The organism is Amycolatopsis sp. NPDC051061, assembly GCF_040682935.1.
Lineage (GTDB): Bacteria > Actinomycetota > Actinomycetes > Mycobacteriales > Pseudonocardiaceae > Amycolatopsis.
Genome location: NZ_JBFBBZ010000028.1, coordinates 42,813 through 55,137 on the forward strand (window position 1 = coordinate 42,813; position 12,325 = coordinate 55,137).

A 12,325-nucleotide genomic window follows, 5' to 3' on the forward strand; every position below is an offset into this window, starting at 1 on the left:
CTCACCCCTTCGTCGCGCCGCCGGTCAAGCCCTTCACGAACTGCTTCTGCAGCGCCAGGTAAAAGATCAGCACCGGCAGCGTGGCCAGGAACATCAGCGCGAACACGCTCCCGAGATCCGCCTGGTACTGCCCGATCGAGCGGTAGATGCCGGTCGTGATCGTCGTCCCCTGGCTCGGGCCCAGGATGATCAGCGGGTCGATGAAGTCGTTCCAGATCCACACGCCGAGGAAGATCAGCACCGACGCCGTCGCCGGGCGCAGCAGCGGGAACACCACGCGCCAGAACACCTGCATGCGGCTCGCGCCGTCCAGCCGGGCCGCCTCCTCCAGCTCCACCGGCACCCCGCGGATGAACCCGGTGAACACGAACACGCCGAATGGCACGTAGTACCCGACGTTGAACAGGATCAGCCCCTGCAGCGTCGCCATCAGGTGCGTGACCCGCAGGACGTCGGTGATCGGGATGAGGATGACCTGCGGCGGGATCATCAGCCCGGCGAGCAGCACGAGCGTCAGGACCTTCGTCCACCGCTTGCCCGAGCGCGCGAGGTAGTGACCGAGCATCGCCGACAGCACCGTCAGCACCAGGATCGACAGCACCGTGACGACGACGCTGTTGGTCAGGCTCACCCAGAACAGGCCGTCCGGGCGGGTCAGCACCGCGTGGATGTTGGCCAGCGTCGGTGGCAGGGGGAGCGACGCCGGTTCCGCGGCGATCCGGTCACCGTGCTTGATGACGTTGGTCAGCACCAGGTAGAGCGGCACGAAGAACACCGCACCCACCACGAGCGCGACCGTGGGCCGCAGCCAGGCCCGGGTCACAGGTCCACCTCCCGGCGGCGCAGGAACCCGAGCACGACGGTCGTCACGACCGCGACGATCACCAGCATCGACACGGCCATCGCCGACGCGTAGCCGACGTGGTTGGAGTCGAAGCCGGTCTGCAGGACGTCGAACGCGATGGTCGCGGTGGCGCCGGACCCCGGGCCGCCGTTGGTGATCACCTTGACGTAGTCGTAGGTCTTGAACGCCGAGATCAGCAGCACGACCGTGTTGATCGTCAGCGACGGCGCGAGCAGCGGCCAGGTCACGGCGCGGAACCGCCGCAGCGGCCCGGCGCCGTCGATCTCGGCCGCCTCCAGCAGTTCGGTGGGCACGCCCTGCAGCCCGGCGAGGTACACGACGACGCAGAACCCGAGCATCTGCCAGCACACGATCGACGCGACCGAGTACAGCGCGACGTCCGGATCGGACAGCCAGCCCGGCGGGTGCTCGATCCCGGCCGCCCGCAGCAGGTTGTTCACCGGGCCCTGGTCGTCGAGCAGCCGCGACCAGACGATCGACACGACGACCGAGCTGAGGATCACCGGAGTGAAGAACACGCTGCGCAAAGCGTTGTAGAGCCAGCCTTTCCGGTCCAGCAGCAAAGCCACGCCCAGCCCCAGCACGTTCGGCACGATCACCACGATCAGCGTCAAGATCGTGGTGACCTTCAACGCGGTCAAGAACTGCTCGTCGGTGAAGAGCAGCTGGTAGTTGTCGAAGCCGACGAACTTCACCGGCGGGTTGAACGGGTTGTAGTTCGTCAGGCTGTAGCCGAAGCTGATCAGGATCGGCGCCATCACGAAGCACAGGTAGACGAGCACGCCCGGCGCGCCGAACGACGCGAAGTGCCACAGCCGCGGCAGGATCGGCTTGCGCCGCCGGCCTCGGGCGGGCGCTCGGCGGGCCGCGGGGGGAGCGGGAGGACTGACGACGGCGGACAAGTGCGTCAGCCCGCCTTCGCCCACTCGGTGTCCAGGAACGCGCACGCGTCGGCCACGGACTTGCGGCCGGTGATGACGTCCTGGGCGGCCTGGTCGACCTTGTCCTTCATGCCGGGCAGCAGCCCGTCGTCGGCGGTCTCCCAGCGGAAGGCGTGCACGACGGCGTTCTGCTGCACGGCCTGGGTGTAGAGGTCGTAGCCGGCCTTGAAGGTCGGGCCGACGTCCGCCGGCGGGGTGTAGCCCTTGATCGCCGGGAACAGGCCGTCGGCCTTGACCGAGGCGTCGAGCTGGTCCTTGTCGAGCTGGAAGCCGAGGGCGAACTTCTTGGCGGCGTCGAGGTTCGCGGCCTTGGCGTTCACGATCATGCCGCCGCCGGTGTAGGCCGGGACGACGAGCTTGCCGTCCTCGGTGGGGAAGTTGAAGACACCGACCTCGAAGTCGTGCTTCTTGGTGTCGGCGTTGGCGGCGAACCAGTTGCCCATCGGGTACATCGCGCCCTTGCCGTCGAGGAAGGCCTGCTCGGTCGCCGCGTAGTCGCGGGACACGCTGGTCTTGTCCACGTACCCCTTCGCGGCGAGGTCGGCGAGCTTCGAGAACGCCGTCTGGAACGCGGGGTCGGTGAACTTGACCTTGTCGTCGCGGCGCTGGGTCAGCCAGTCGGGGGTCGTGGTGTAGACCTCCGTGCTGACCAGTCCGGAAAGGATCATCGACGACGGGAAGCCGTCCTTGCCGCCGCCGATCGTGAACGGCGCGATGCCCTTATCCTTCAGCTTGCCGGCGTCGGTTTCCAGCTCGGCCCAGGTCTTCGGCGTCGACGCAATGCCCGCGTCGGCGAACAGCTTCTTGTTGTAGTAGACCGGCGGGATGGTCTGGGTGTTCGCCGGCAGCTGGAAGTACTTGCCCCGCACCGGGTTGGCGTCGGGGAACTGGAAGTCCTTGAGCTCGTCGGGTGTCCAGGCGTAGAGGTTGCCCGCCTCGGCGAAGCCCGCCGAATCGACGGCGATCAGCACGTCCGGGAACTGGCCGGACTGCAGGAGCTGCTTCGCGTACGACGTCCGTCCGTCGGCCGTCGGGGCGACGAGCTTCTTGACCTTGATCCCCGGGTTCTTGTCGGTGACGCGCTTGATGGCGGCGTCCCAGTAGGCGGGGGTGAGGTTCGGCGTTTCGAAGGTGAGGAAGGTGATCTCCTCGCCGCCGCTGCCGCCGGTGTTCGAGCCGACCGAGCATCCGCTCACGGCCAGGAGCACTACCGCTCCGAGTGCCAGGGACCGCCTCATCATTCCTCCCGCATGCCACCCACCATATGTGATGTACGAGGCATTTGATCGGACCTCTGTTGCGGTGTCAAGCGTCGAATCCCGTCGAATCCCCGGATGATCCGGTGAGAGATCAGATCTTTCGGCGCAATCGGATGACCACGCTCGCGAAGTCGCCGGTCGGTAGGCCGAGCGGCAGCCCGCGGGCGAGCAGCACGGCGCCGCTGTGCGTGGTGCCGGAGTCCGCATCGACGTACCGGTCACCGGGATCGAGACCGTCGAGCCGCAGCGGGCGCTCCGGCGCGTTGAAGTGCGAAGCCTGCCGATAGGCGAAGACGACCGCCCGATCCTCGTGGACGTACTGGACGGCGACGACGCCGTCGTCGACGGGCGGCCGCAGCCGGTACAGCGCGCCGTGCTGGACCACGGGCCGGATGTCCTTGTAGAGCGCGATCGATTCGCGGGCGAGCGCGAGGTCGTCATCGGGCCACTGGACGATGTCGCCGCCGACACCGAGCACGCCGGCCATGGCGACGTGGAACCGGAACCGTGGCGGCACCGAGCGGCCCGTGACGAAGTTCGGGTTGTCGGTGACCCAGGCCGACATCGTGTGGGCCGGGTAGAGCTGGCTGTAGCCGTGCTGGATCCGCAGCCGGTCGAGGGCGTCGGTGTTGTCCGACGTCCAGACCTGGTCGGCGCGGGCGAGCACGCCGAGGTCGATCCGGCCGCCCCCGCCGCCGCACGCCTCGATCCGCAGGCCGGGGTGATCGGTCCGGAGGCGGTCCATGAGGGCGTAGACGGCTCGGGTGTGCTCGACCCACAGGCGGTCCGGGTCCGCGTCGCCCGGCCAGCCCGCTTCGCTGAACGGGCGGTTCATGTCCCACTTGAGGAAGTCGACGCCGTGGTCGCCGACGAGCGCGTCGAGCCAGTCGTGCGCCCACTCGCCCACGTCCGGCCGGGCGAAGTTGAGGACGAGCTGGTTGCGCAGCTGCGACCGGCGCCGGTGCGGGTGGTGCAGGACCCAGCCCGGGTGGGCGCGGTAGAGGTCGCTGTCGGGGTTGACCATCTCGGGTTCGACCCAGATGCCGAACTTCATGCCGAGCCCGTGCACGGCGGCGACCAGGGGCTCGAGGCCGTCGGGGAAGCGGTCGCGGTTGACGTGCCAGTCGCCGAGCCCGGCGTGGTCACCGGTGCGGGCGCCGAACCAGCCGTCGTCCATCACGAACAGCTCGACCCCGAGCGCGGCGGCGCGCTCGGCGAGGGTGCGTTGTTGTTCTGCGGAGACGTCGAATCCCGTTGCCTCCCAAGAGTTGTAGAGCACCGGGCGCAGTTCTCGCGGATGTACGAGGACGTGAGTGCGGATGTAGTCGTGCCACGCGCGGCTGGCGGCACCGAACCCGCCGTCGGTGTAGAGGCCTGCCAGCACGGGCGTTATCAGCGGCCGGCCGGGCCCGACGCGGTGCACGACGCCGTCCTGGCCGAAGCCGCCGCTGACGGTCAGCCGCCCGGTGGAGGAGCGGGTGACGGTGAGGCGCCAGGACCCGCTCCAGGCGAGGGCGACGCCGTAGACCTCGCCGTGGCGCTCGGTCGCCGTGCCGTCGTCGACCATGACCCACGGGTTGGCGTGGTGCCCGGTGATCCCGCGCCGGCTCGCGAAGGTCGTCTCACCGTGGGGCGCGGTCGTCCGGTGGAGTTGCGTCTCAGCGGCCCAGCGGCCGGTGACGTGGCTGAGCCGGTAGTCATCCAGCACGGGCAGCGCCCAGGTGGCGGAGTCGGCCCGGATGACGTCGACGTCGGTGTCGGCGGCCAGTTCGAGCCACCGCTCGAGGACGTCGGTGCGCCGGCGGTAGTGGAGGGTGATCCGGAGGGGGTAGTGGCGGTCGGCGAAGTGGATCTTCAGGTGGTCGTGGTCGATCTCGTGGGTGCGGTAGCGCCATTCGAGGGCGCGGGTGCCGTCGGCGAAGCGGATTTGCAGGGCGGGGGTCCAGTACTTGGTCCCGCCGTCGGCGGCGAGTTCGTCGAGACCTTCGCCGGGGTCGTTGAAGCCGTCCCACCAGGGGAGGGTTTTCCCGATGAGGTCCGGAATGTCTTCGGCCGGCAGCTTCGGGCCCCAGTAGACGTGGGCCGGGACGTCGTTCTCGTCGAGCCGCAGGGCGTAGGTGCTCGATGCGCCGGTGAGCACCCAGGTGCGGTGGTCTTCGAGGAAGCTGATCTCGGCCATGGGGCCATCCTGGCGCGGCCGCGGCCCGCGGCCAAGGAATGCCCCGGTCACCGGGCACGGCCCGACTGTGACGCCGACGCAGCCGACGCGTTATTTTCTGCGGCCGTTCGAGTGGCCTTGAATCAATGACATTGGTGCCTCCGGGTGGCTGCCGTAACAATGGGTGATATCGGAGGGATTTGAGGGGTGGCGACGTGGCGGCGACGCCTCAGTCGTCGACGAGGGGAGATCGCCGTGGTGGTCAGCAGCAGGAAAATAGGAGTACTGGCGGAACCGGAGCCCGGAACCCGGGTCACGTGTCCGTCCTTGCACGACCTGATCGAGGCCTACCGGAAAAACGGGCGTCCGCGGTTCGCGGAGTTGCGGGCGCTGTACGAAGCCGGCCAGGGAAAGATCGTCGAGGAGTATTGCGCTCTCCATTTCGAGGCGGCTCTTCTGCTCGTCGCCGAAGATCAGGCCGGGACGGACGGCGAAGTCGTCTACAAGTTGCGGCTTTACTACGACCCGGTCGAGGGCACTTCGGACGTCGACGACGTGTTCCGGTCGGTCCGCCGGGTGGAACGGAAGTACTCGGTGCTGCTCGGCGGTCAGTCGCAGGAAATCCTGGTGCGCGGCCTCTACACCGCGGCCGTCGCGCTCCTGGGTCTGCTGGACGCGATGGTGGATTCCGGGCAGAAGAGCGCGCGAGTGGCCGCCGCGGTCCTTTCGGCCCGCAAGGAGATTCGCCAAATCGAGCAGAACGCTCGCGAGGCGGCGCTCGACCGGGCGCTCGTCCGGTACCTCGGCGGTCTCGCCGTCGGGGTGTTCGCGGCCGCCGCCGTCGCCATCGCCGTCTATTTCCTGCCGTTGCCGGGTGAGCTCCGCTGGCAGTTGCTCATCTGCGTGGTGTGCGGTGCCATCGGGGCGGTGCTCAGTGTCATGACGCGCACGGCGAACCGGGAAAGAGTGCGCGTGAGTCTCGACCAGGGCCGGCTCGTGATCATTTTTTCCGGGTGTTTCCGGCTCGTCATCGGCGCGGTTTTCGGGGCGGCGATGCTGGTGCTCGTCCGGGCCGGGCTGCTCCCGCTCGCCGTTCCGGATTCGCCGGAACAGGTCACGTTGTTCTTCGCCGGTCTCGCTTTCCTCGCCGGGTTCAGCGAACGGCGGGCACAGGACACGATCGTCCGTACCTTGCCCGGCGCCGTGGAGCAGAACGTCGCCGAACCGGCGCGGGGCAAGGACGGCTGAGGGGTCAGGGGCGGTCGGTCAGGTACCCGCCCATGGTCTTGAAGTACTCGGCCGCGGGCAGGTCCGTGCCGTCCGCGGTGCGGACCCGCTCCACCACGAGCCCCGGCGACCGACCGCGTCGGGCGTCCGGCCCGGCGACGATCACCACGCCGTCGCCCTCCCGGATGAAGATCCGGCCCGGCGTGCCGCCGTAATGGCCCGTCGACACCGACGCCTTCGTGATCCGCAGTTCGTGGCCGCGGTGGTGGGTGTACGCGTTCGGGTACGGGTCGGACAGCGCGCGCACGAAGCGCTCGATGTCCTCCGGCGGCGACGTCCAGTCGATCAGGCTGTCGCGCGCCGCGCGCTTGTGGAAGAAGCTCGCCTTGGCGCGGTCCTGCGGCACCGGCGTGTAGCCCGTCTCGATCTTCGCGATCGCCTCGGCGGTGATCGGCGCGATCAGGTCCACCGTGCGGTGGAACAGGTCGGTCGTCGTGTCCGCGGGCCCGACCGCGATTGCCCGCTGCAGGACGATGTCCCCCGCGTCGAGCTCGCCGTCCATCATGTGGGCGGTGACGCCGACCTCCGGCTCGCCGTTGATCATCGCCCAGATCAGCGGCGAGAAGCCCGCGTAGGACGGCAGGAGCGAGTCGTGGATGTTCAGGGTGCCGTGGCGCGGCAGCTCGAAGATCTCCGGCGGCAGCCACGTGCGCCAGTTGTTCGCCACGATCAGGTCGAGGTCCGCCGCCTTCAGCTCGGCGAGCAGCTCGGCGTCGTCAGGGCGGTTGCGCAGCAGTACGCGGATGTCGTGGGCTTCGGCGAGGTCGGCGACCGAGTCGGCCCAGATCCGCTCGTAGGCGTGGTCGCTCTTCGGGTGCGTGACCACAAGGGCGACCTCGTGACCGGCGTCGATGAGCGCCTGGAGGGTCCGGTGCCCCCAGGTCTGGTAGCCGAACATCGCCACGCGCATTCGAGAGTGCCCTTTCGTGATCGGGGGACGAACATCACCACGAACGTACTAGGCGAGGCTCGCCTAAGTTAGGTTAGGGTTCCCTGAACCGTACCGGAGCGCGCAAGGGAGCACCATGACTGCAGAGGCCGGCGAACAGATCCCGATCTACGACGTCGTCGGGGTGGGCTTCGGCCCGTCGAACCTGGCCCTCGCCATCGCTCTCGCCGAGCACAACACCGGCCCGGGGGAGCCGGTGACCGCGCACTTCCTCGAGCGGCAGCCGCGCTTCGGCTGGCACCGCGGGATGCTGATCGACACCGCGACCATGCAGGTGTCGTTCCTCAAGGACCTGGTCACCATGCGGAACCCGAGCAGCGAGTTCAGCTTCCTCAACTACCTCCATTCGGTGGGCAGGCTGGTCGACTTCATCAACCACAAGAACCTGTTCCCGCTGCGCGTCGAGTTCCACGACTACTTCGAGTGGGCGGCCGCGAAGGTCGACGACGTCGTCTCCTACGGCACCGAGGTCGTCGCGGTGAAGCCGGTGTACGACGGTTCGGAAGTCGCCTACTTCGACGTCGAGGCTTCGGACGGCTCGTCGCTGCGCGCCCGGAACCTGGTGGTGGGCACGGGCTTGCGGCCCCGGCTGCCCGAAGGCGTCACCGCCGGCGAGCGGATCTGGCACAACAGCGAGCTGCTGTTCCGCGTGGACGCCTTGCGCGCCACCGATCCGGAGCGGTTCGTCGTGGTCGGCGCCGGGCAGAGCGCGGCCGAGGTCGCGGCGCTGCTGCACGACGAGTTCCCGCGCGCCGAGGTGTGCGCGGTGTTCGCGCGCTACGGCTACAGCCCGGCCGACGACAGCTCGTTCGCGAACCGGATCTTCGACCCCGACGCCGTCGACCAGTTCTACCGCGCGGGTGAGCCGGTCAAGGACCGTCTGATGCGCTACCACGGCGCGACGAACTACTCGGCCGTCGACATCGACCTGATCGACGAGCTGTACCGCCGCGTCTACCGCGAGAAGGTGCTCGGGGTCGAAAGGTTGCGCCTGTTCAACGTCTCCCGCCCGGTTGAGGTGACCGACGCGGGAACGGTGACCATCGAATCGCTGACGACGGGCTCGCAGACGGTACTGGAGGCCGACGCGGTCGTGTACGCGACGGGCTACCGGCCCGCGGACCCGACGCCGCTGCTGGGCGAGCTGGGCGCGCGCTGCTTGCGCGACGAGTCGGGCCGGCTGCGGATTTCGCGGGACTACCGGCTCGCGACGGATTCGCCGCTGCGGGGCGGGATCTACCTGCAGGGCGGCACCGAGCACACGCACGGCATCACGTCGTCGCTGCTGTCGAACACCGCGGTGCGGGTGGGGGAGATCCTGCAGTCCATTGTGGACCGGCGCGTGGTGGGGGCGCCCGAGGGGGAGTACGCGGTCAGCGCGCGGTGAGCTGCTCCCGGAGGATGTCGCCGTGCCCCGCGTGGCGGGCGAAGTCCTCGATCAGGAGCAGGTAGACGAACCGGAGGTTGACCTCGCCGAGGACGTCGTGCGTCCAGGTGTCGTCGAGTTCGAAGCGGGCCGCGATCTCGCGTGAGCGCGCGCTCGCCCGCTCGAACTCGGCGATCACGTCGGCCGGCGTTTCGCTTTCGGTGACGACGAAACTGGCGTCACCCGGGGTCGTGGGGCCGTCGCACTCGGACTCGTCGAGGCCGAGCAGGAGGCACTGGAACCAGCGGCGTTCGGCCATCGCGGCGTGCTTGACGAGGCCGATCGGCGTGGTCAGGGACGCGACCAGGCGCCGCCGGACGTCGGCGTCGGACAGGCCGCGCGCGGTGTCGGCGACCGCGCGGCGGTTGCGGTCCATCATCGCCTCCAGCAGGAGACGCTCGGGTCCGGTGGTGATTTCGGGCAGCACGAACATGGCAGTCGGCTTTCTGGAGTGGGAGAGCGGCCGAAGAGCCTCGGGGAACACGGTCCTGAGCCGAGGCGGCCGACCCCAGGATAGCGCTAGTTCACCGGTGCCGGGTGGTGGCGGCTGATCGGGATCACCATCGGCGTGCCGCTGACCGGATCCGGCGTCACCTGGCAGCGGACGTCGAAGACCTCGTCGACGAGGTCCTCCGTGATCACCTCGACCGGCTTGCCCGACGCCACGACCCGCCCGGACTTCATCGCGATCACGTGGTCGGCGTAGCGGCACGCCTGCGGCAGGTCGTGCAGCACCATGACCACTGTCCGGCCGTCGCCGCGGTTGAGGTCGACCACCAGGTCGAGCACGTCGATCTGGTGCGCCAGGTCGAGGTACGTCGTGGGCTCGTCCAGCAGCAGCACCGGCGTGTCCTGCGCGACCGCCATCGCGATCCACGCGCGCTGGCGCTGACCGCCGGAAAGCTCGTCCACCGGGCGGTCCGCGAGATCGGTCATCGACGTCGCCTCCAGCGCCGCCCGGACCGCACCTTCGTCCGATGTGGACCACTGCCGCCACCAGCTCTGGTGCGGGGCGCGGCCGCGGCCGACGAGGTCCGCCACCGTCATGCCCTCGGGTGCCACCGGGGACTGCGGCAGGATCCCGAGGCGCTGGGCGACCTGGCGGGTCGGCAGGTCGTGGATCGAGTGGCCGTCGAGGTACACCCCGCCCGACTTCGGCGTGAGCAGCCGGGCGAGCGTGCGCAGCAGCGTCGACTTCCCGCACGCGTTCGGCCCGACGATCGCGGTGATCTGCTCCGGGGGGATGTCGAGGTCGAGGCCGTCGATGACGACCCGGTCGTCGTAGGCGACGCGGAGGTCCTGCACGCGCAGGGACGGTGTCATGGGGGTCAGCCTCCGGAGCCGGATCGGTTGGCCCTGGCCAGCAGCCAAAGCAGCAGGGGAGCGCCGAGCACGCCGGTCACGATGCCGACCGGGAGCGCCGACGCCGTCAGCGAGCGCGCGATGATGTCGCTGCCCAGCACCACGACCGCGCCGGTGAGCGCGGACGCCGTGATCGGCGGCGACGAGAGCCGGGCGAGCCGCTGCGCGATCTGCGGTGCGGTCAGCGCGACGAACGAGATCGGGCCCGCCGACGCCGTCGCGAACGCGACCAGGCCGGCGCCGGCCAGCAGCAGGCCGAGCCGGACCGGCTGCACCGGTGTGCCGAGCCCGGCGGCCACGTCGTCGCCGAGCAGCAGCGTCTGCATCCACCGGGACAGCGCCAGCACCAACGGGAACAGCACGACCAGTGCGAAGAACAGCGGGACGACGTGCTCCCAGCCGCGGTTGGCGAGGTTGCCGACCAGCCAGCCGATCGCCGCCTGCGCCTCGGTGATCTGCGCCTTGCTCAGCAGGTAGTCGGTGAGGCTGGTGCACATCGCGAAGATCCCGATGCCCACCAGCAGGATCCGGTACCCGGTGGTGCCGCGCCGCCACGCCAGCGCGTAGACGAGCAGCGCGGTGACCAGGCCGCCGAGGAGGCCGAGCGTCGTGGTGCCGAGCCCGCCGCCGAAGCCGAACGCGATCCCGGCGACCACGGCCGTCGCCGCGCCCGCGTTGATGCCGATCATGTCCGGGCCGGCCAGCGGGTTGCGGGTGATCGTCTGGAACACCGCGCCGGACGCGCCGAACGCGAGCCCGGCCAGCAGCCCGGTCAGCGCCCGGGGCAGCCGCAGTTCCTGCACGATGTAGCCGTTCCCGCTGTCGCTGCTGCCGAAGAGGCCGGACAGCACGTCGGAGACGGTCATCGGGACGTCGCCGATCGTCATGCCCACGCAGAACAGGACGAACGCGAGCACCGCGAGGATCACCGACACGAGCAGCAGCCGGGGCCGGACGCGGCCGGACACCGCGCCGGCGCGGAAGGTGACCCGGTCGGTTCGGATCTGTAGCAGGCTCATCTCAGGACTCCACGAGCTTGCGGCGGCGGACCAGGTAGATGAAGAACGGCGCGCCGAGGAACGCGACGATCACGCCGGCGCGGATCTCGCTCGGCCGCGCCATGATCCGCCCGAGGATGTCGGCGGCCAGTAGCAGGCACGGCGCGAGCACGGCGGTGTAGGGCAGCAGCCAGCGGTGGTCCGGGCCGAGCACGAACCGCACCGCGTGCGGGACGATCAGGCCGAGGAACACGATCGGCCCGGCGACGGCGACGGCCGCGCCGGTCAGCAGGGTGATCGCCAGCGCGCCGCGCAGCCGCAGCGGGCCGAGCTTCCGGCCGAGCGCGATCGCGACGTCGTCGCCGAGGGCGAGGCTGTTCAACGCCGGGCCGCTCGCGATCGCCAGCACCACTCCGATCACGAGGAACGGCAGGACCTGCAGCAACGCGTTCGCGTCGACGCCGGACAGCGAGCCGGCCGACCAGAAGCGGTAGCGGTTGAGCGCCACCGGGTCCGAGAGCACCATCGCACTGGTGAACGAGGAGAGCAGCGCCGTGACGGCGGCGCCGGCGAGCGCGAGCTTGACCGGGCTCGACCCCGCCCGCCCGCGCGTGCCGAGGTAGTAGACGACGGCGGTGGCCAGGAGCGCGCCGGCGAAGGCGAACCAGACGTAGCCGTAGAGCGAGCTGATCCCCAGCACGGTGATCGAGAAGACGATCGCGAACGCGGCCCCGGCGCTGACGCCGAGCAGGCCCGGGTCGGCCAGCGGGTTCCGGGTCAGCGCCTGCATCACCGTGCCGGCGAGCCCGAGGCCGGCGCCGACGAGGACCGCGAGCAGTGTCCGCGGCATCCGGACACTGTGGATGATCACGGCGTCGGCGGAGCCGTCGTTGTGCCACAGCACCTGCCAGACGGCACCGAACGAGATCTCCTTGGACCCCAGCCAGACGCTCAGCAGGCACAGGAGGACGAGGACACCGAGGGCGGCCAGGAGGCCGAGGGCGCGGCCCGTGTGTGGCGGGCGTCGCGTGAGAGCGATCCCTCCGGGGTCTGTTCGCACCGCACCTCCGACTGGTACTG

The 12,325-nt window shown here is 69.8% G+C and carries 11 protein-coding genes; 2 read left to right on the forward strand and 9 right to left on the reverse strand.

Annotated features, from left to right (window positions below; all coding sequences use genetic code 11):
- Position 1: 1 nt before the first annotated feature.
- From AB0N03_RS32430 to AB0N03_RS32445, 4 genes are all read right to left on the reverse strand, one after another.
- Positions 2-823: a carbohydrate ABC transporter permease gene (locus AB0N03_RS32430; RefSeq protein WP_364379523.1), complete on the reverse strand. Its 822-nt coding sequence runs from the start codon at positions 821-823 to the stop codon at positions 2-4.
- Positions 820-1,791, reverse strand: coding sequence for a sugar ABC transporter permease (locus AB0N03_RS32435; RefSeq protein WP_364379526.1), 972 nt, complete (start codon positions 1,789-1,791; stop codon positions 820-822). Before AB0N03_RS32435 ends, AB0N03_RS32430 begins: the two co-directional genes overlap by 4 nt.
- Positions 1,773-3,044, reverse strand: a complete 1,272-nt coding sequence (locus tag AB0N03_RS32440) for an extracellular solute-binding protein (RefSeq protein WP_364379528.1) — start codon at positions 3,042-3,044, stop codon at positions 1,773-1,775. The genes AB0N03_RS32435 and AB0N03_RS32440 overlap by 19 nt, the downstream gene beginning before the upstream one ends.
- Before the next feature lie 112 nt (positions 3,045-3,156).
- On the reverse strand, positions 3,157-5,244 hold the full coding sequence (locus tag AB0N03_RS32445; protein ID WP_364379531.1) for an alpha-galactosidase: 2,088 nt from the start codon (positions 5,242-5,244) through the stop codon (positions 3,157-3,159).
- Between the two features lie 306 nt (positions 5,245-5,550).
- On the opposite strand from AB0N03_RS32445, the gene AB0N03_RS32450 reads away from it, so the two are divergent.
- Positions 5,551-6,471, forward strand: a complete 921-nt coding sequence (locus AB0N03_RS32450) for a hypothetical protein (protein WP_364379534.1) — start codon at positions 5,551-5,553, stop codon at positions 6,469-6,471.
- Between the two features lie 4 nt (positions 6,472-6,475).
- Here AB0N03_RS32450 and AB0N03_RS32455 read toward each other — a convergent pair whose 3' ends face one another.
- The gene (locus tag AB0N03_RS32455) at positions 6,476-7,420 is read right to left on the reverse strand and encodes a methionyl-tRNA formyltransferase (protein ID WP_364379537.1); all 945 of its coding nucleotides are present in this window, start codon (positions 7,418-7,420) and stop codon (positions 6,476-6,478) included.
- 115 nt (positions 7,421-7,535) lie between these two features.
- Here AB0N03_RS32455 and AB0N03_RS32460 point away from each other — a divergent pair, with 115 nt between their 5' ends.
- Positions 7,536-8,846 (forward strand): lysine N(6)-hydroxylase/L-ornithine N(5)-oxygenase family protein, encoded by a 1,311-nt coding sequence (locus AB0N03_RS32460; protein ID WP_364379540.1) that lies wholly within the window; start codon positions 7,536-7,538, stop codon positions 8,844-8,846.
- Here AB0N03_RS32460 and AB0N03_RS32465 read toward each other — a convergent pair.
- The 4 genes from AB0N03_RS32465 to AB0N03_RS32480 all read right to left on the reverse strand — a co-directional run bounded on the left by AB0N03_RS32465 (position 8,833) and on the right by AB0N03_RS32480 (position 12,305).
- Complete coding sequence (locus AB0N03_RS32465; RefSeq protein WP_364379543.1) at positions 8,833-9,318, reverse strand: DinB family protein; 486 nt, start codon at positions 9,316-9,318, stop codon at positions 8,833-8,835. The genes AB0N03_RS32460 and AB0N03_RS32465 overlap by 14 nt on opposite strands.
- A gap of 86 nt (positions 9,319-9,404) precedes the next feature.
- A complete protein-coding gene (locus tag AB0N03_RS32470) occupies positions 9,405-10,208 on the reverse strand; it encodes an ABC transporter ATP-binding protein (protein WP_364379545.1) in 804 nt (267 codons plus the stop codon).
- Positions 10,209-10,213: 5 nt separating this feature from the next.
- Positions 10,214-11,266, reverse strand: coding sequence for an iron chelate uptake ABC transporter family permease subunit (locus AB0N03_RS32475; RefSeq protein WP_364379547.1), 1,053 nt, complete (start codon positions 11,264-11,266; stop codon positions 10,214-10,216).
- 1 nt (position 11,267) lies between these two features.
- Positions 11,268-12,305, reverse strand: coding sequence for an iron chelate uptake ABC transporter family permease subunit (locus tag AB0N03_RS32480; RefSeq protein WP_364379550.1), 1,038 nt, complete (start codon positions 12,303-12,305; stop codon positions 11,268-11,270).
- Between the last annotated feature and the right edge of the window lie 20 nt (positions 12,306-12,325).

What these genes read in the sequence shown, in the direction of transcription:
- AB0N03_RS32440 (WP_364379528.1), bottom strand. Translation starts at nt 3,044, where the DNA reads ATGAGGCGGTCCCTGGCACTCGGAGCGGTAGTGCTCCTGGCCGTGAGC.
- AB0N03_RS32445 (WP_364379531.1), bottom strand. Translation starts at nt 5,244, where the DNA reads ATGGCCGAGATCAGCTTCCTCGAAGACCACCGCACCTGGGTGCTCACC.
- AB0N03_RS32455 (WP_364379537.1), bottom strand. Translation starts at nt 7,420, where the DNA reads ATGCGCGTGGCGATGTTCGGCTACCAGACCTGGGGGCACCGGACCCTC.
- AB0N03_RS32460 (WP_364379540.1), top strand. Translation starts at nt 7,536, where the DNA reads ATGACTGCAGAGGCCGGCGAACAGATCCCGATCTACGACGTCGTCGGG.
- AB0N03_RS32465 (WP_364379543.1), bottom strand. Translation starts at nt 9,318, where the DNA reads ATGTTCGTGCTGCCCGAAATCACCACCGGACCCGAGCGTCTCCTGCTG.
- AB0N03_RS32470 (WP_364379545.1), bottom strand. Translation starts at nt 10,208, where the DNA reads ATGACACCGTCCCTGCGCGTGCAGGACCTCCGCGTCGCCTACGACGAC.
- AB0N03_RS32475 (WP_364379547.1), bottom strand. Translation starts at nt 11,266, where the DNA reads ATGAGCCTGCTACAGATCCGAACCGACCGGGTCACCTTCCGCGCCGGC.